The organism is Streptomyces sp. NPDC086549 (assembly GCF_044746205.1).
Lineage (GTDB): Bacteria > Actinomycetota > Actinomycetes > Streptomycetales > Streptomycetaceae > Streptomyces.
In genome coordinates, this window is sequence record NZ_JBIVBS010000001.1 from 1371586 (window position 1) to 1388356 (window position 16771).

Annotated in this window: 16 protein-coding genes; 3 read left to right on the forward strand and 13 right to left on the reverse strand. The window is 68.2% G+C overall.

Annotation, left to right across the window (positions count from 1 at the left end; translation table 11 throughout):
* Positions 1 to 114: 114 nt before the first annotated feature.
* From ACIPSA_RS06305 to ACIPSA_RS06320, 4 genes are all read right to left on the reverse strand, one after another.
* Positions 115 to 2559, reverse strand: coding sequence for a HelD family protein (locus tag ACIPSA_RS06305; protein ID WP_402629195.1), 2445 nt, complete (start codon positions 2557 to 2559; stop codon positions 115 to 117).
* Between the two features lie 60 nt (positions 2560 to 2619).
* Positions 2620 to 3393 carry an anti-sigma factor family protein gene (locus ACIPSA_RS06310; protein ID WP_402629197.1) on the reverse strand — a complete coding sequence of 258 codons (774 nt, stop codon included), beginning with the start codon at positions 3391 to 3393 and terminating at the stop codon, positions 2620 to 2622.
* Between the two features lie 59 nt (positions 3394 to 3452).
* Entirely contained in the window at positions 3453 to 3974 is a 522-nt protein-coding gene (locus ACIPSA_RS06315) for a sigma-70 family RNA polymerase sigma factor (RefSeq protein ID WP_010039908.1), read from the reverse strand.
* Positions 3975 to 4303: 329 nt separating this feature from the next.
* The gene (locus ACIPSA_RS06320) at positions 4304 to 4903 is read right to left on the reverse strand and encodes a CGNR zinc finger domain-containing protein (protein WP_402629200.1); all 600 of its coding nucleotides are present in this window, start codon (positions 4901 to 4903) and stop codon (positions 4304 to 4306) included.
* 177 nt (positions 4904 to 5080) lie between these two features.
* On the opposite strand from ACIPSA_RS06320, the gene ACIPSA_RS06325 reads away from it, so the two are divergent.
* The gene (locus tag ACIPSA_RS06325; protein WP_402629534.1) at positions 5081 to 5626 is read left to right on the forward strand and encodes a DUF1772 domain-containing protein; all 546 of its coding nucleotides are present in this window, start codon (positions 5081 to 5083) and stop codon (positions 5624 to 5626) included.
* Positions 5627 to 5717: 91 nt separating this feature from the next.
* Here ACIPSA_RS06325 and ACIPSA_RS06330 read toward each other — a convergent pair whose 3' ends face one another.
* The 3 genes from ACIPSA_RS06330 to ACIPSA_RS06340 all read right to left on the reverse strand — a co-directional run bounded on the left by ACIPSA_RS06330 (position 5718) and on the right by ACIPSA_RS06340 (position 9522).
* The gene (locus tag ACIPSA_RS06330) at positions 5718 to 6869 is read right to left on the reverse strand and encodes a uroporphyrinogen-III synthase (protein WP_402629203.1); all 1152 of its coding nucleotides are present in this window, start codon (positions 6867 to 6869) and stop codon (positions 5718 to 5720) included.
* An 85-nt stretch (positions 6870 to 6954) separates the two neighbouring features.
* Positions 6955 to 8340, reverse strand: a complete 1386-nt coding sequence (locus ACIPSA_RS06335) for a nitrate/nitrite transporter (protein ID WP_402629206.1) — start codon at positions 8338 to 8340, stop codon at positions 6955 to 6957.
* Positions 8341 to 8661: 321 nt separating this feature from the next.
* The gene (locus tag ACIPSA_RS06340; protein WP_402629209.1) at positions 8662 to 9522 is read right to left on the reverse strand and encodes a hypothetical protein; all 861 of its coding nucleotides are present in this window, start codon (positions 9520 to 9522) and stop codon (positions 8662 to 8664) included.
* A 162-nt stretch (positions 9523 to 9684) separates the two neighbouring features.
* Between ACIPSA_RS06340 and ACIPSA_RS06345 the strand changes: the two genes are divergently transcribed.
* Positions 9685 to 10320, forward strand: a complete 636-nt coding sequence (locus ACIPSA_RS06345; RefSeq protein ID WP_402629213.1) for a hypothetical protein — start codon at positions 9685 to 9687, stop codon at positions 10318 to 10320.
* 408 nt (positions 10321 to 10728) lie between these two features.
* Here ACIPSA_RS06345 and ACIPSA_RS06350 read toward each other — a convergent pair whose 3' ends face one another.
* Together ACIPSA_RS06350 and ACIPSA_RS06355 are read right to left on the reverse strand one after the other, a co-directional pair.
* Positions 10729 to 11196, reverse strand: a complete 468-nt coding sequence (locus ACIPSA_RS06350; RefSeq protein ID WP_402629216.1) for an NUDIX domain-containing protein — start codon at positions 11194 to 11196, stop codon at positions 10729 to 10731.
* Positions 11189 to 11905, reverse strand: coding sequence for a DUF5919 domain-containing protein (locus ACIPSA_RS06355; RefSeq protein ID WP_402629219.1), 717 nt, complete (start codon positions 11903 to 11905; stop codon positions 11189 to 11191). The genes ACIPSA_RS06350 and ACIPSA_RS06355 overlap by 8 nt, the downstream gene beginning before the upstream one ends.
* A gap of 262 nt (positions 11906 to 12167) precedes the next feature.
* Here ACIPSA_RS06355 and ACIPSA_RS06360 point away from each other — a divergent pair, with 262 nt between their 5' ends.
* Positions 12168 to 12518 carry a hypothetical protein gene (locus tag ACIPSA_RS06360; protein WP_402629222.1) on the forward strand — a complete coding sequence of 117 codons (351 nt, stop codon included), beginning with the start codon at positions 12168 to 12170 and terminating at the stop codon, positions 12516 to 12518.
* Between the two features lie 1123 nt (positions 12519 to 13641).
* On the opposite strand, the gene ACIPSA_RS06365 is transcribed toward ACIPSA_RS06360, so the two are convergent.
* The 4 genes from ACIPSA_RS06365 to ACIPSA_RS06380 all read right to left on the reverse strand — a co-directional run bounded on the left by ACIPSA_RS06365 (position 13642) and on the right by ACIPSA_RS06380 (position 16757).
* Positions 13642 to 14289: a hypothetical protein gene (locus tag ACIPSA_RS06365; protein WP_402629225.1), complete on the reverse strand. Its 648-nt coding sequence runs from the start codon at positions 14287 to 14289 to the stop codon at positions 13642 to 13644.
* A 66-nt stretch (positions 14290 to 14355) separates the two neighbouring features.
* Complete coding sequence (locus ACIPSA_RS06370; RefSeq protein WP_402629228.1) at positions 14356 to 14967, reverse strand: hypothetical protein; 612 nt, start codon at positions 14965 to 14967, stop codon at positions 14356 to 14358.
* A gap of 117 nt (positions 14968 to 15084) precedes the next feature.
* Positions 15085 to 16443: a hypothetical protein gene (locus ACIPSA_RS06375; RefSeq protein ID WP_402629231.1), complete on the reverse strand. Its 1359-nt coding sequence runs from the start codon at positions 16441 to 16443 to the stop codon at positions 15085 to 15087.
* The gene (locus ACIPSA_RS06380; protein WP_402629234.1) at positions 16440 to 16757 is read right to left on the reverse strand and encodes a type VII secretion target; all 318 of its coding nucleotides are present in this window, start codon (positions 16755 to 16757) and stop codon (positions 16440 to 16442) included. The genes ACIPSA_RS06375 and ACIPSA_RS06380 overlap by 4 nt, the downstream gene beginning before the upstream one ends.
* Between the last annotated feature and the right edge of the window lie 14 nt (positions 16758 to 16771).

The window sequence follows — 16771 nt, forward strand, 5'->3', positions numbered from 1 at the left end:
CCCGGAACCATTCCCGTGCGGAGAGTTCCCAGGATTCCCGCCCGGGATTCAGTCCGTGAGCGCACGGGATTCAGTCCGTGAGCGCACGGGATTCAGTCCGTGAGCGCCCGGGATTCAGTCCCGGAGCAGGTCCGGCATCCCGTCCGCGTCCGGCTCGTCCCGTTCGCCCGAGATCACCGTGAGCTGCTGGGTGGCCCGGGTCAGCGCGACGTACAGCACTCGCAGGCCGGCCGGCGACTCGTCGGCGATCTCCGCGGGTGAGACGACCACCGTGGCGTCGTACTCCAGTCCCTTGGCCTCCAGGCTGCCGAGCGCCACCACCCGGTCGCCGAGCCCGGCGAGCCAGCGCGCGGCCTCCGCGCGCCGGTTCATGGCGACGACCACGCCGACCGTTCCGTCGACCCGGTCGAGCAGCCGCTCGGCCTCCGCGCGCACGGTCTTCTCCAACGAGTCCCGTACGCCCGTGCCGTGCCCGTTGTCCGTTCCCACGAACCGCGGCTCGACCCCGGTGGAGCGCACGGCCGAAGGGGACTTCGAGCCGGGCATGGCGAGGGCGAGCACCTTGGCGGCGAGCTCGGCGATCTCGGCCGGGTTGCGGTAGTTCACCGTGAGCTCGAAGCGGCGGCGGGGGCGCGTGCCCAGGGCCTCGTCGCGGGCCTCGGCCGCCTCGTCGGGGTCGGACCAGGAGGACTGGGCCGGGTCGCCGACCACCGTCCAGGTGGCGTGCCGGCCACGGCGGCCGACCATGCGCCACTGCATCGGCGTGAGGTCCTGGGCCTCGTCGACGATGACGTGCGCGTACTCGGTGCGCTCCTGTGCCAGCCGCTCGGCCCGCTCCCACTGCGACTCCTCGCGCACGGGCATCAGCTCCTCCAGGCCGGTGAGCTGGTCGAGCGGGTCCTGCTCACGCCTCTTCTTCGGCCGGACAGGGGCGCCAAGGATGGCCAGGAGCTCGTCGAGCATGGCGATGTCGTGCACGGAGTGACCGTCCCGCCGGAGCGACCGGGCGACCCTGCGCACCTCGCCGGGGTTGAGGATGCGGCGGGCCCAGCGGCCGAGCCGCCGCTCGTCCGCCATGGCGGCGAGGACGGCCTGGGGGGTCAGCTCGGGCCACCACGCGTCGAGGAACCCGATGAAGCTGTCCTCCGTGGTCACGTCCTCGTCGAAGGACGAGCGCAGCTCGGCGGCCAGCTCCGGGTCGGTGTGCCGGCCGGCCGCGCCGGACTTGGCCCAGAGGGCGTCGAGGAGCAGCTTGCGGGCGCGCGGGCGGAGCAGGTTGACGGGTGCCGTGCCGCCCAGGGCGGTACGGCGGACACGTTCCAGCTCGGCCGCCTCCAGCTCCAGCCGGCGCCCGAAGGCGACGACACGGAGCCGGGTGGGCTGACCTGCGGGAGCGCTCTGCGCCGTGGCGGCACCGTCGCCCTCGTCACCGAAGGCAAGCTGTCCGGAGTCGGCGGCACCCGGACGTGCGGCACCGGAGCCCGCACCGCGGGGCCCCGCCTCCAGCGCGCCACGGGCCGCCTTCCGCAGCACCTTCAGCATGCGGTACGACCCCTTGGCGCGGGCCACCGACGGGGAGTCGTACAGGGTGGCCTCGGCGCCGACCGCGTCCACGGCGAGTGAGCCGATCGCACGGATGGCGACCTGGCCCTCCTCGCCGAGGGAGGGCAGCACGCCCTCGGTGTACGCCACGAGCAGCGGGGTCGGCGAGACGATCAGGATGCCGCCCGCGTACCGGCGCCGGTCCTGGTAGAGGAGGTAGGCGGCCCGGTGCAGCGCCACGGCGGTCTTTCCGGTCCCCGGTCCGCCCTCGACGTAGGTCACGGAGGCGGCGGGGGCCCGGATGACCACGTCCTGCTCGGCCTGGATGGAGGCGACGATGTCCCGCATGGTGTGGCTGCGGGCCTGGCCCAGGGCGGCCATCAGGGCGCCGTCGCCGATGACGGGAAGTTCGTCGCCGCCGAGGAAGGACTTGAGCTCGGGGCGCATCAGGTCGTCCTCGACACCGAGCACCCGGCGCCCCTTGGAGCGGATGACCCGACGCCGTACGACCCGCCCCGGGTCGACCGGGGTGGAGCGGTAGAAGGGGGCCGCGGCGGGCGCCCGCCAGTCGATGACCAGCGGGGCGTAGTCCTGGTCCAGGACGCCGATGCGGCCGATGTGCAGCGTCTCGGCGATGTCGGCGGTGTTGTCGGCGCGCACGGCGCCCTCCGCCGGCTCCACGGCGGTGTAGGCGCCGTCGGGCCCCTTCTTCCCGTCCTTGCCGAGGAGCAGGTCGATCCGCCCGAAGAGGAAGTCCTCAAACTCGTTGTTGAGCCGGTTGAGGTGGATGCCGGCCCGGAAGACCTGGGCGTCCCTCTCGGCCAGCGCGCCGGGCGTGCCGACCTGACCGCGCTTGGCCGCGTCGTTCATGAGGAACTCGGCCTCGTGGATCTTCTCCTCGAGGCGTCGGTACACCCGGTCGAGGTGCTGCTGTTCGACGCTGATCTCTCGGTCCCGTACGGAGTCGTGTGCGCCGTGAACCGAGCCGACCGCGGATTGTTGAGCCTGAGCGGCCACCGGGCCCCCTTCTGACGTGCTGGGCAGCCGTCAACCGTACGCGAAGGGGGCCCACGGAAGCTACGCGTCGATGTCGACGAGCTTCTTTCCGTCGAAGGTCATGACCTCGAAGTGGTCGATCTGGTTGGGGGAGAAGGCGGCGCCGCCGTGGACGTAGAGGGGGTTCTTGGCCTCTTCCGTCTTGGCGTTCGCGATGCCGTATCCCCAGGTCGGGACCGACCAGGAGGTGACCGTCTCGCGTTCACCGTTCTTGCCGACGGCGATGAGCGAGCACTTCTTCGGGCCGACGACGTTCTTGAGCTGAAGGACCGCGTGGGTGCCCCAGGCCTTCTTCTCGACGGCGACGGTCGCGCTGACGTGGGTCGTCGCGTCCGTGGCCGACTTCTTGTCGGACATGGTCTGGAAGGCCGCCTGGGCGGGTCCCATCGCCATGTTGTTGTTGCCGCCGCTGTCCGAGCCGCCACTGGCCGCCAGCACGGCCAGCGGGCCGCCGACGATCAGCGCGGCCGAGGCCGCGAGCATGAACATGGTGTGCCGGCGCTTGACCGCACGGCGCTCCGAGACCTCGACGACCAGCTTCTCCGCCAGCCGTGGGCTGGGCTTGACGGACAGCGAGTCGCCGATCGCGGGCGTGCTGCCAGAGCCCGGCAGGTCCGCGAGCGCGGCCAGCATCGGCTCCATCCCGGCGAGCTCGTCAAGCTGCTGGGCGCACCATTCACAGCCGGCGAGGTGGGCCTCGAAAGCGGTTGCCTCGGCGTCGTCCAGGATGCCGAGAGCGTAGGCGCCGACTGTCTCGTGCTCATTGGGCGCCGGAGTTGCCTGACTGGGGCTCATGGGCCCAGACATACCCGGACCACCCGTGCTGAATCCGCCGTGTCCCCCGTATCCGCTCATCACGCCGTCACCCCCCGCTCCTCCAGTGCCAGCTTCATCGACCGCAGGGCATAGAACACCCGGGAACGGACGGTGCCGCTGGGTATTCCCAGGGTTTCCGCCGCCTCATTGACGGTACGCCCCTTGAAGTACGTCTCGACGAGCACCTCTCGGTGGGCCGGGGTCAGGTCGTCGAGCGCGTCCGACAGCGTCATCAGCCACAGCGCCTTGTCGATCTCGTCCTCCGCGGGGATGACCTCCAGCGGCGACGGATCGACCTCCTGCGGCCGGGCCTGCCGACTGCGGTGGCCGTCGATGACGATGCGCCGTGCGACCGTCACCAGCCAGGGGCGTACCGATCCGGTCGCTCGATTGAGCTGGCCGGCGTTCTTCCAGGCACGGATGAGCGTCTCCTGCACGACGTCCTCTGCTCGCTGGCGATCACCGGCGACCAGGCGAAGGACATACGCAAGGAGAGGTCCGGCGTGCTCTCGATACAGAGCACGCATCAGCTCCTCATCAGGCTCCGAGGGCTGGGACATGCGATGTCGGGCCCTCGATCCATGTTCATTGGCCACGACGGAATCCTTGCGCACGCCCACCTCCGATGTCCGGGGGTTCCCCCAGCCGGTCGCTCGCGTACAGGTACGGAGGTGGGTCGCGATGTGTTCAAAGTGACGTGACACTTTTCTTCGGGGTGGCATGACGAGAAGGACATGGCCGCACAATCCCACCGCGTGATCTTTACATTTCCGACACATCGCCTTCGGCGCGCCGACTTCCCGAGCGGCGCCGGGCGCAAACGCGGTGTTGTCGAAATCACTTCAACTCCAAGGTGGGACTTGGCACTCATACGGCATGAACGGGACTTCTAGGCGCGCGCGAGAGCCGCCCGCCGCCGGTGCCGGGCCACCCGTTCACGGTTTCCGCAGACCTCGCTGGAGCACCAGCGCCTCCTGCGCCCGCGGGACGTATCCAGGTACACGATGGGGCAGTTGTCCCCTTCGCACTCCCTCACGGCGGCCCGCGCGACGGGGTCGGTGAGGAGCTCGACGGCGTCCCGGGCGACGGCCGCGAGCAGCGCCGCGCACGCGAGAGGGCCGTCCAACTTCCGTACGAGCGTGCCGTCGTCACCGCGCACGGCGCGCGGCACGGGTGGCGCGGTACGGGCGATCTCGTTGACCCGGCCGAGCGCGAGATCGTACGGCCGGCCGTCCGCCGAGAGCCCGCCCCGCACCAACAGTCCCAGCTGTCCCCGCAGTTCACGGAAGCCCACGAGCCAGGAGGCGTCGGCGTGCGCCAGCGGGGTGCCCGCCGGGACGAGCCCGGAGCCGACGATCCAGGCACGCAACGGCCCGACCGAGTCCAGCCGTTCGCCGGGATGGGTCGTCGAGAGGAGATCCAGGCAGATCCGCCCGGCATCGAACCGCAGCTCGTACGGGGCTGTGGCCGTGGCCGTACCCAGTGCCATGTGTCTGTCACCGCCTAGGGGTCACCCGGGTGAGGAACCGCTTCGCTCTCTCACAGTGCCTGCCCGCAGGCGTCTGAGGAACCCCTCGTACCGGCGCTGGACGCACACGTATGCGGCCGCGCGTCTCGGCCATGTCCCGCGGGTGATCGCGTGGGTTGACTGGAGGACATGACGGACATGACAGAGAACACCAGCACGCGGCGGCAGACGACCGCCGGTGTCGTCCTGGGCGCGGCAACGGTCACCATGGGCCTGATCGCCGGAGTCTTCTACATCTTCGCGTGCGCGGTCATGCCCGCCCTGCACCGCAGCGACGACCGCGTCTTCGTCGGGGTCATGCGCGACATCAACGACACGATCCAGAACCCGGTCTTCTTCCTGAGCTTCATGGGGGCCCTGGTGCTGACGGGGGTGTCGGCGTGGCAACTGCGCGGGCGGCCCTGCGGCCGGTGGGTGTGGGCCGGGCTCGCGGCCTACGCCCTGGTCTTCCTGATCACCGTCGCCTTCAGCATCCCGCTGAACGACGCCTTGGCGAAGACCGGTGACGCGTCGGCCCTGCGGGACCGGTTCGAGAATCCGTGGGTGGCGTGGAACGCCGTACGGGCGCTGCTGTCGACGGTGGCGCTGGGGTGTCTGGCACGATCGCTCGTGCTCTACGGCCGCTTCTCGGCAAGGGCCGGCATGGTCAGCCCGTCTGGGGGTACCCCCTTTGGGGGAGCTTGAGGACGAGGCCGTTCAGGCCGAAGCGGGGCCTGGGGGCGGGGGCCTGGGGGCAGGGCCCCCAGTGACGGTCACACCAGCACCGGGTGCCGGCTCACACGTCGGCGTACTTCGCGTCCGCCGCCGGATCCAGCGCCAGCCGATACCCCCGCTTCACCACGGTCTGGATCAGCTTCGGCGCCCCAAGTGCCGTACGCAACCGAGCCATCGCGGTCTCCACCGCATGCTCGTCCCGCCCGGCCCCCGGCAACGCACGCAGCAGCTCGGCTCGCGCGACCACCCACCCCGGCCGCCGGGACAGCGCCCGCAGCAGCGACATCCCCGCCGGAGGCACCGGCTTCAGCGCCCCGTCCACCAGCACCGCGTGCCCCCGGATCTCCACCCGGTGCCCGGCGATCGGCAACGACCGCGCCCGGCCGGGCAGTTCCTGACACAGCAGCTGTACGAGGGGCCCGAGCCGGAAGCGCTCGGGCTGGACCGTGTCGACGCCCCGCGCCTGGAGCGGCAGAGCGGTGACCGGCCCGACGCAGGCCGGCAGCACGTCGTGGCCGAGAGCGGCGAGCAGCTCACCGAGCAGCCCCCGCTCCTCGGCCCGGGACAGCAGGGAGGCGGCGGCCGGGGCGCTGGTGAAGGTGAGCGCGTCCAGTCCGCGTGACACGGCCGCGTCGAGCAGCCGGTCCACCGGCCCGATGTCCTCCGGCGGCATCCACCGGTACACCGGCACCGGAACCACCTCCGCTCCCGCGGCCCGCAGCGCCTCCACGAACCCGGGCAGCGGTTCGCCGTGCAGCTGTACGGCGATACGGCGCCCGTCGACCCCCTCCTCCAGCAGCCGGTCCAGCACCTCGGCCATGGACTCGCTCGACGGCGACCACTCCTCCGTGAGCCCGGCGGCCCGCACCGCGCCCTTGACCTTGGGCCCGCGGGCCAGCAGCTCGACCCCGCTCAGCCGCCCGAGCAGCTGCTCACCGAGCCCCCACCCGTCGGCGGCCTCGATCCACCCCCGGAACCCGATGGCGGTCGTGGCGACGATCACGTCGGGTACGTGGTCGATGATCTCCTTGGTGGCGGCGAGGAGTTCGCCGTCGTCGGCGAGCGGCACGATCCGCAGGGCGGGCGCGTGCAGGACGCTGGCACCGCGCCGCTGCAGGAGCGCGCCCAGCTCGTCGGCCCGGCGCGCTGCCGTCACGCCCACGGTGAACCCGGCGAGGGGCCCGTGTTCTGATCGCTGCTGTTCGTCGTACATGGCTCTCCTAGCTGGCCCGCATGCCGACCGAGCCTGTCAACGGTGCGTGACAGGCTCGGTTCGACTTGATGTCGCCGGTGTTACGTCACACCTCGGCGTAGCTGAGCTGCGGCTTTGCCTCGGCGGCAGCCTTGGCCTGAGCCTGGGCGGCCGGACGGCGAAGGTATACGGCCCACGTCACCGCGAAGCAGAGGGCGTAGAAGGCGAGGAAGGCGACGAAGGCGCCGGTGCCGGAACCGTACGAGAGGTAGGACTGCCGGAAGGCGAGGTTGATACCGACTCCGCCGAGCGCGCCCACGGCCCCGATGAGCCCCATGGAGGCACCGGACAGCCGCCGCCCGTAGGACGCCGCCTCCTCACCGGTGAGGCCCTTGGCCAGGGCCTTTGCCTGGAAGATGCCGGGGATCATCTTGTACGTCGAGCCGTTGCCGAGCCCGCTGAGCACGAACAGTACGACGAAGACGGAGACGAACAGCGGCAGCGACTTCTGCATGCTGGCGACGACGAGCACGGCGGTCGCGGAGGCCATGGCCACGTAGTTCCAGAGGGTGATCTTCGCGCCGCCGTACCGGTCGGCGAGCCAGCCGCCCACGGGCCGGATCAGCGAGCCGAGGAGCGGGCCGATGAAGGTGAGGTACGCGGCCTGCAACGGCGTACGCCCGAACTGGACCTGCAGCACCTGGCCGAAGGCGAAGGCGTACCCGATGAACGACCCGAACGTCCCGACGTACAGGAAGGACATGATCCACGTGTGGGCGTCCTTCGCGGCGTCCTTGGCGGCGCCGGTGTCGTTCTTCACGGAGGCGAGGTTGTCCATGAAGAGGGCGGCGAGGACGGCGGCGACCACGATCAGCGGGATGTAGATGCCCAGCAGCACACGCGGACCGCCACTGGCCCCGATGATGGCGAGGGCGACCAGCTGGATGACGGGCACGCCGATGTTGCCGCCGCCGGCGTTCAGCCCGAGCGCCCACCCCTTCTTCCTGAGCGGGAAGAAGGCGTTGATGTTGGTCATGCTGGAGGCGAAGTTCCCGCCGCCGATGCCGGCCAGCAGCCCGACGAGGAGGAAGGTGTCGAAGGACGTCCCCGGCTTCATCACGGCGAAGGCGGCGACGGTCGGGATGAGCAGCAGCCCGGCGGAGATGATCGTCCAGTTCCGCCCGCCGAAGATCGCGACGGCGAAGGTGTAGGGGACTCGGACGACGGCGCCGACCAGCGTGACCATCGAGGTCAGCAGGAACTTGTCGGCCGGGGTCAGCCCGTACTCCGGGCCCATGAAGAGCACCAGCACGGACCACATGGCCCAGATCGAGAACCCGATGTGCTCGGAGAGGACGGAGAAGAGCAGGTTCCGGCGTGCGACCTTCTCGCCGGTCGCGTTCCAGAATGCCTCGTCCTCCGGATCCCAGTTCTCGATCCAGCGGCCTCCCCTGCTACTGCTTGGGGCGGGGGCTGTACTAGGGGCTGTCATGACGCCTCCACGGTGCTCCGGGGCTCAGGTGGTTCGGGGTGATGAGCGGTGATGAGTCCCGAAGGTAAGGAGGACGCGTTTCCGGCCTGTGGCTGTGGGTGACCGGAAAGGAACTTTGCTCTCACTCGACGGGAGGGTCCTCGGTGAGGGCGATCCGGCGGGCGAAGATGCCGAGGGCGGGGAGGATGGTCGTGCGCCAGTGGTAGGCGAGGGCGCCGAGAAGGACGTCGGGGTCGTCGCGGTCGTCCGGGTCGCGACGGACGAGGCGCGACCCGGCTTCCGCCGCCCAGATGGTTGTGAGCCGTCGACCGTGGACGTGGATCAGCGCTGCGGAGGCTGGGGCGGCTGCTGCTGCCAGTACGGGTACTGCTGGGTGTTGTACGGCCCCGGAGCGGCCGCTTGCCCATAGCCGCCGTACGGCCCAGCGCCCTGCCCGCCGTACGGACCGCCGGAGTACGGACCGCCCCCATAAGCCCCTGCCTGCCCGGGCTGCGGCTGCGGCTGCGGCTGCGGCTGCTGCCATTGCTGAGGCTGTTGCGGCTGTTGCAGCTGTGGCTGTGGCTGCTGCCATTGCTGCAGTCCCGGAATCTGCGTGCCGGGTGGCAGATAGCGCAGCCGCCCGCTCTCATCGGTCACCGGCAGGAACCCGGCGGCCTGGAGCCGGGCGGCGAACTTGGCGTTCCGGCGCCGCGTGACGAGGAACCCGATACCCATGATGCCCATGAAGATCGCCCATACGACACCGGCGACGATGAAGTTGACCGCACCGCCGCCCTTCCGCACCGCGTAAAGAAGCAACCCGAGGGTGATGCCGCCGGCCGTGAGGAGCATCCTCTTCTCGGCGTTCTTGCCGGTGAGGTCGAACTGGATGCGGGCCTTGAGGAGCTCGAACGCGTCGGGCACGACAGGTGGCAGCGACACCCCGTCCCCGGCATTCGGATACTGCGCCCAGTTCTGCGCGGCGCGGGCCCGGGCCTCCGGACGGTGGTCCGGCACGATGAGCATCTTCAGCACGTTGTTGCGCGACCCGGTGTACTGCGCGTCGGCGTACTCGTACCCGAACTGCTGTGCGACGAAGGCGAGTCGAGCGATCTTCTTCACAGAAGCCATCGAATTGGTGAGCGCAACAGGCTCCCCACCGGCCATCAACTGCAGCATCTTCCGCACTTGCCGCTTACTCACGGCACCACTCCCCCGTCACCGACTTCACTGTGTTCACTTGCGCAACCAGGTCAGTCTTCCATGCGGGTGGAGGGCACGAATACCCAAGGGGACGGCCCACAGACCTTTTGACGAACCGTTGACACACCACTCGACCGCGGACGCCAGGTGCACAATCCCCCCATGGGAACGGACATCCACGGCTGGATCGAATGCCGCACCTGGAGGGAGGGACTGGAGTACGACGAGACGGCGTGGTGCCCTGCCATCACCTTGTCGATGCTGGGGATACCGAGGGACTACGAGGCCTTCGCCTGCCTCTTCGGAGTCCGCGACTTCAGCAACCACTGGCGCCCGGTCGCGGCCGACCGCGACCTTCCACCCGACGCGTCCGACACGGTACGGACCGAGCTGTCGTCGTGGGGCGAGTCGGCGTTCGGCACCACATGGCTCAGTTGGACGGACGTACAGACCATCGACTGGGACGAGCCGGCGCTTCCCCGGACCACCCGAATCGCCAGCTACCGCCGGAACGAAGACGGCACGCTACACCCGCTCCACCGCTCGATCTGGACCCGAGGCTTCGCCCGCGCCAGCGGCATCGACACCCTGGCCCTGGGCCCCGCAGACATAGCCGACCGCTACCCCGAGGGCACCGAATGGGAGGTGGGCACCACAGTCTTCCGCGCGGAACGAGCCCGCCGCCGCGAGGCGGTCCCGGAGGACGGCTGCTGGCAACCCGTGTGGACGGTCATGGGCACACTGGCCAAGGTGCACGGGGAGGAGAACGTGCGCCTGGTGGCGTGGTTCGAGGAGTAGCCCCCTGTCAGCTACCGCCCTTCCCGGCCATCCGCCCCACCTCGAACCAAAGCAGCTTGCCGGCTCCCCTCCCCCACCCGAACAACTCGCCGCCAAGGGGCCAGCCTCCCCAGGAATCGGCGCAATGCTGAAGAAGACCCAGCCCCCGCCCGCCCTCACCGTCAACCGGGGCGAGCGGCATCCGACCTCCGGGAGGCTCGGCGAACGGCGCGGGGATGTACGGATGGCTGTCCCAGACCCCGACACGCAACCGCCCACCCCCCCAAGGCCGTCAACCGCAGCGCGGCAGGCCCTTCGGTGTGCAGGTAGACATTGGTGACGAGCTCGCAAGCTAGTTGCGAAAGTATGCTCTAAGGACGCTCAGTCGGTGCAGGTCAGGAGGGGTGTGTCGTGTTGCCGCCTCTTCGGCTACCGGGCTGCGGGCATGTCGCCGTCTCGCCAGTCGTTCACGCGCTTGCGGATGCTGGGGACCATCGGAAGCGCGTCGACCTCCTCGGGCTGGAACCAGCGAACATCCGTGGATTCCTCGGACACCGCCAGTTCCCCGGCCACGGGCCGCGCCAGGAAGCAGATGGAGAACTCCTGCCGCACCTCGCCATCGTCGTAGGCGAAGACATGACGGGGGTTGGTGTACGTGCCGACGATCCCGAAGATCTCGACGTCGAATCCGGTCTCTTCGCGGGTCTCGCGGACGGCGCAGTCAGGCAGCGACTCTCCGATGTTCATGGCACCGCCGGGCAGGGCCCACATGCCGTTGTCACGGCGGCGCTGGAGGAGGATGCGCCCGGAGTCGTCGACAACGACCGTGGAGGCGGCGGGAACCAGGCTGTTCGCGGCCGGGGCGTTGGGGTCGTCCTCGTAATCGCGCCTAGCCATTGGCTTCCCTTTCCCATACCGGAGTGCCCCGGTTCCACAGTTCGTCAACGTGCGACGCAAAGCGATCAAACATGCCGTCGTCCTGGTGACGACGCAGATGCAACGTGGGGGCATCGTGTCCGACTCGATGCGTCAGCAAGGGCGTAACAATCATGTCGTCATCGAAGCGGAACACGGACAGGTGGGCGTGTCCGTCGCTGTGCCTCGCCTCGATGCCCGGCTGGCTTCTGATTTTCTCAAGCTCGGCGAGCGTCACGCGGATACGGGTGGAAAGGGGCAGCGCAACGTCTTCGTCCTGCTCACGCGACCGCGTGAGATCACTGTCGGGGTCACCGAGCAGAAACCGGACCCGGCACCCCTGTGCGGCCTTCCGCCGAAGCGCGGTACCGAACCGGGCCTGTTCGAGCCATAGGAAGTAGTTGGTGTACCCCGCGAAGGTCAGCTCTCGTTCGGCCTTGGTGATCAGCAACCGCCACAGAGAGGCCGGGCAACCGGACCGGTACGGATAGACGGACACGACTTCACGGTCCGGACCAACCTTGATCGCCTTCTTCGCGGCTGCTGGCCACAACACCGCCTCGTCCTCTCCGAGTGCTTCGCAGACGGCCCACCGGTGACGGGCACGGGGAACCCGCCCGGTCTCGGTAATCCATCGGCCGACCGTCTTGATGTCGACATCGCACTTCTCCGCTAACTGACGGTCTGTCATGCGTGCTTGGAGCATCGCACGGCGTAGAGCCTCATTCATTGGTACACCCAGGGACGTTAGGCACGCTTCACACGGTGGCCGTACTCCGTGCCTAACGGTCGCGGAACGCAGTAGGAACGCACCGCCAGGGGCGGAAGTGTGGTGAGTCACAAGACCCCCGCGACCGTGGTGGACGGCCCGGGGGCGTGGCCATCAACCCCATGGAGGTTGACGACATGACCCAAGTTATCGGGTTCTGGATGAGCGGCTCGGGGGGCTCTGCATGACCGAGCACTTCACCGTTGCACGATTGCTGCCCTGGACGACCGAGGACGGCAAGCGGTGCATGTTGAGCACCGACGACGCGAGCGGCTTCCTGTCCCGACTCGCTGACGACTTCGAGGCTGCGCAACTCGCCATGGGCGGGGGCATGGTCAAGGAAGCATTCAGGGTGCTGGACAATCCCATGTCCACCCACGCTGAGGTGCGTTACCTGGCGCTGCGCCTGTCGGAGTGCCTGACTGACGCGCTGCGGATCGCTGAGAGCCGGGGACTGCGTCTCTCCGTGCCCGACAACGACGAGGATGACGGCGACGACCAGAGCCCCACCCTGCCCCCCGAGGCAGAGGGATGACCACCGCCCCGGAACGGCCCCGGAAGCCTTCAACGGAACGGGAGTTCGTGGGTGTGCCCCTGGACGAGCTTCCGGGGTACTGCAAGCGGTGCGTCGGGCGTGGGACGGTGTGGTGCCCCTGGTGCTACGGCTTCGACGGGTGCGCGAGCTGTCGGCAAACCGGGATGCTGGCGTGTCCCGAGTGCACGAGTGGCCCCGACGTTCCCGTGATCATGTGGTGACTCCGACCGGCTGAGGACGGCCCGAACAGGGCTCAGCGGGTCGGCACTGCCCCGCCTGTGCGTCCGCCCCCCGTGACGCATCGGGCGGGGCTCTTCGCTGTCCTGGGATGCTGCTCCCTGCTCGTCCCAAGTTGGGTAATGGCGCGCTGTGGGCACGCCGCCGGCAGGAGAGACTTGGGGCGGGAGCTGCCATGGGGCGAGAGAACAAGGGACCTTACGCTGGCCCGGCGGATCGGGCAGTCTCTTGGGTCTGCCCGCGATAGCCCGAGCGGCCCCCCTGTTCTTGGAGGCTCGCCCCATGACGACTGCCTCAGGCCTCGTAGGCCGTCGGCCCCAGCTACAACTGGCGCCGGTCGTCAGCGCACGCGCCCCTTGTATCGAACTAGCCTGAACGGCCGAGCGCCACCTGGCTCAGCCGCTACGCCGCCGTGATGCGGATGGCTGGCGCACCAGACCTGCGTGAGCCGCGCCCCCACGTACCTTTTGAATGGTGCCGCTGTGAGCACTTCCTCACCGAATCGCAGAACCGCCAGCACCCGGACCTCACGGCCGTCCGGCTGTTCCTCGAATGCCCTGAGAGCCCATCCGTGGCAACTGGTCGGCACGACTTCGCAGTCGACAAGCCGCCACGCACGGGTGCTGAGAGTGCGGTGGATGCGGAACGCTGAGATGGCGGTCCAGATGTTCAGCGGAAGGAGGATCGGCACGCCGGTGCACAGGACCATGCCAAACAGCGGAATGAGCCGGTCACGCCGGAAATCGGCGGAACCAGGATGAGAGCCGGCCACACCACCAAGAGAAGTACACCCTGCCGGAGGAGACGCCACCGGATCGCTCTCCGCGTCGGATATGGCTGACGGCTGGTCGCGAGGCCCAGGGCAATGGTGGCGATGGCCTGGGCCTCACCGCTCCGAAGCCTCTGGGATCGATGCGAAGGGGTCGTTGAAGCTGACCAGTTCGGCAATCTGGCGGAGTATCACACGGTAGTGCTCGCGATGAACCGCAGCGATCGTGCTCAGAGTGAGGACTGCCAAACTCCTGCCGTCCGGGTGGGGGAGATGGCCGTGAATCTGGAGCAGCGGTTTCTGGGCCAAGCCCGACTCGTCGGTGGGCGTGAGCACACTCTCGCTGAACGTAGCCGGGCCGCAAGGAAGTTCTGCGTACTCGATGTTTGTGTGACCTTCGGCCTGCGCGACGGAGCGGGCGGCAGTAACTCCCCGCGGGGCCCACGCCGTGTCCACCCAGGTGATGGTGAACAGGGACAGCAGCGCGTCCCCGTGCCTCTCGCTGATGTCGTCACGGTGCAGGCCCAGGGAGAGGTACACCGTTCCCTCCGCCCGCAGGGTGTGAAACAACCGAAGAGCGTTGGCCAGGTCGGCAAGGACCTGCTGGCGGACAACGTCGTCCGGGGCCGCTGCAAGGACGGCTGCCAGTACCTCGCGGGACTCTTCGGCCTTGGCAGAGGCTTGCGGGGCTAGTAGGGCGTCAAGGGGAAGCGACGTGAACCCGGGAGGAGTGGCGAACCAGATGCCCTCTCCCTCCGCGTTCATGTTCGGATGAATGTTCAAGGTGGGTGCTGTTGCCGTCATGAGTCAGGGGTTTGTGAGGTTCCATTGCTACGCGTGGAGCTGCGGAACGTTGCCGCTATACGGGGCGCCAGCGCGGCGGGCACGCTCGATGTCGGCAGCACCGGCGCCCCAGGTCTCGGGCGCACAGCGCCTGTCGAAGACGGGGCGTTGATAGAGAAGGTGTAGACGCCTGGGCGCCTTGCCACTCCGCTTAGGAGCAGCAACAACCGCAAGGAAGCGTGGGTCGCCTGCGAACCAAAGGGGTTCGATCTGAGCCCTGCGTTCAGGTTTGGTGCGAGGGCCTTCCAGTCGTCTCAGCCACCAGTACGACCGCTGGTGTTTGATGAACACCAGCGGGATCTTCTCGTCGAGGTCAGCTGGGTTTCGGAACTCGAACCACATTCCGTCGTCGTGAGCGCCAGGGTACTTACCGAGACCGCTGGGCACTTCTTCGAGGATCTGCCAGGGGTATTCACGCAGGACGCGGCGCATCCGTAGGCCCCGGGGGAAGTACGTGAGCTGGTTGAAAAACCGGTAGAAGCCGTAGAGGAAGTAAGGCATGAAGACCCACACGGCCCAGTTCGGCGTGTATGCCGAGATGCCCAGAAGTGCGATCCATCCAGCGGGCCAGCCAACGAGCCCCAGCACGTTCATGATCATGTGACGTGTCCAGGCGCCACGTGTCGGAGGATGGTCCCACGCCGTGGTGTGGTCCGTGGAATGCATAGGGGTTTGCCTTCGAGTTCGATTCAGGGTGTCGCTGCTGCGGATCGGCGGTCACTGGAAAACCCTGCGGGCAAGGTCGACAGTTTCGCCCACGTCGATCGGGCCGAGGAAGAAGCCATCCACCGAAGTACCGGCGTTCGCCGTCGTGTCGTTGTCTACTGCGTCGACCAGGCTCGCGGCAATTCCGTAGGAGGCCGTGGTGAATCCTGCCCACGGGGCGGCCTTCTCAAGGCCTTCAACCGTCTTGGTCAGCTTGGGTGCCTTCTCCACCACCCAGGTGGTGAACGGATTGTGCAGTTCGGAGAACTCCTTCGCGCTCGCCATGGTCTTGCTCCCGGCACCAGCAAGGCGCTGACCAAGCGAGAGCGCCTCGCCAGCCTCACCGACCCCCCTGAGCAGCATGGGCGCTCCCTTCACCGCGGCTCCGAGCCCAGGCAACATCCCCAGCCCGTCTGCCGTCACGCCGATTGCATTACTCCAGAAGTCCGCGTCGAACTCCCCATGGCGGATACCGTCCCATAGAAACGCGCGCACCTCCGGATCTGACAACCGCCCAGCGACAGCTCCCGCGCTCAACGCGGCAGCAGCCAGCAGCAGTACCGCTGCAGCGGTTCCGCCCGAAAGTACGAACAGAGCGACGATGCCGACCACGGCCGCCGCCCAGCTGAGGATGTCCGGCAGGTTGTCGGTGATCCAGTCCAGAGCGCTCTCGAAGAATCCTGGCTCGTGTGGCGCCAGCTTCTTCGTCGCGTCGCGGATCTTTCCTGCCCGGTAGCGGGCCTTCTCCTCATGCTCCTCAGCGAGTTTCTTCGCTTTGCCGATGATTTTGTCGAGGTCTGCCTGGGCGTTCTCCACGGCCGTGTTCTCGTGGGTCAGATCCTTCTGGGCGTCGTCGCGGCGAGTGCCCCTCTTGTCCAGGTCGGGGTCGTTCTTCGCCTTGCTCGCGTGGCCCTTGGCCTTGTCCAGAGCGTCTCGGGCGTCCCTCGCATCCTCATCCAGGCGCTTGGCGCGGCGCTGGAAATCGTCGAGTTCGCCCTCCCAGCTGTCCAGTTGCCTGGCCGCCTTGCGGATCGAATGCGCAGCGTTCTTGAGGTTGAGCGGCAGCGGACCGCCTTGGAGTTCCTCCCGGAAGGCGACAGCGGCATCACCTTTCCAGTAGCTGCCCTCCATCAGCTTTGTGACCAGCCCGTGCGTCTCCTCCAAGGCCTTGGCGCAAGAGGCGAGCTTCTTGTGTAGTTCGCTTACCGTGTCGGTGTCGCCGGGAACAGGATTGAAACCCAGGTGCATATACGGGTTCGGAAGGTCTGGGCCGTAGGGACTCGACTTCATCCCCTGCGGAAGGTCCGCATTGCGGCGCGCGGAAGAATCGGGGTACGGGTTGGCGGCCTCGATCCCCGGCGAGTACGTCACTTACCGCCGTCCTTCTTGCCGCGCTTACCCTTCTTCAGCGCTTCTTCCAGCGCCTTGTCAACTTCTTGATAGCTGTCCTTGCTCTGGCCGATGATCTTGGCGAGATCTTCGGTCTGCTCACCGATCTGTTCGGTGCCGCACTTCCAGTCTTCCTGGAAGTCTTCACAGGCGGAGTCGAGGTCGTCCGTGCCCAGGCCGGTGACGGTCGCGTCGCTGAGCGCCTTGCGTAGGCCCTTCAGTGAGTCGCTCGACTTGTTCAGCAACTTCATGAAGCGCTTCAGCTCGTCGTCGTCAACGGCCAGCTGGTCTGCCACGCGTCCACTCCCCT

Bases quoted from the DNA above. Each gene is read 5' to 3' on its own strand.
- ACIPSA_RS06325 (WP_402629534.1), top strand. From the start codon at position 5,081: ATGACAGAGAACACCAGCACGCGGCGGCAGACGACCGCCGGTGTCGTC.
- ACIPSA_RS06350 (WP_402629216.1), bottom strand. From the start codon at position 11,196: ATGGCTAGGCGCGATTACGAGGACGACCCCAACGCCCCGGCCGCGAAC.
- ACIPSA_RS06365 (WP_402629225.1), bottom strand. From the start codon at position 14,289: ATGAACGCGGAGGGAGAGGGCATCTGGTTCGCCACTCCTCCCGGGTTC.
- ACIPSA_RS06320 (WP_402629200.1), bottom strand. From the start codon at position 4,903: ATGGCACTGGGTACGGCCACGGCCACAGCCCCGTACGAGCTGCGGTTC.
- ACIPSA_RS06360 (WP_402629222.1), top strand. From the start codon at position 12,168: ATGACCGAGCACTTCACCGTTGCACGATTGCTGCCCTGGACGACCGAG.
- ACIPSA_RS06370 (WP_402629228.1), bottom strand. From the start codon at position 14,967: ATGATCATGAACGTGCTGGGGCTCGTTGGCTGGCCCGCTGGATGGATC.
- ACIPSA_RS06345 (WP_402629213.1), top strand. From the start codon at position 9,685: ATGGGAACGGACATCCACGGCTGGATCGAATGCCGCACCTGGAGGGAG.
- ACIPSA_RS06335 (WP_402629206.1), bottom strand. From the start codon at position 8,340: ATGACAGCCCCTAGTACAGCCCCCGCCCCAAGCAGTAGCAGGGGAGGC.
- ACIPSA_RS06315 (WP_010039908.1), bottom strand. From the start codon at position 3,974: ATGTCCCAGCCCTCGGAGCCTGATGAGGAGCTGATGCGTGCTCTGTAT.
- ACIPSA_RS06310 (WP_402629197.1), bottom strand. From the start codon at position 3,393: ATGAGCCCCAGTCAGGCAACTCCGGCGCCCAATGAGCACGAGACAGTC.
- ACIPSA_RS06355 (WP_402629219.1), bottom strand. From the start codon at position 11,905: ATGACAGACCGTCAGTTAGCGGAGAAGTGCGATGTCGACATCAAGACG.
- ACIPSA_RS06330 (WP_402629203.1), bottom strand. From the start codon at position 6,869: ATGTACGACGAACAGCAGCGATCAGAACACGGGCCCCTCGCCGGGTTC.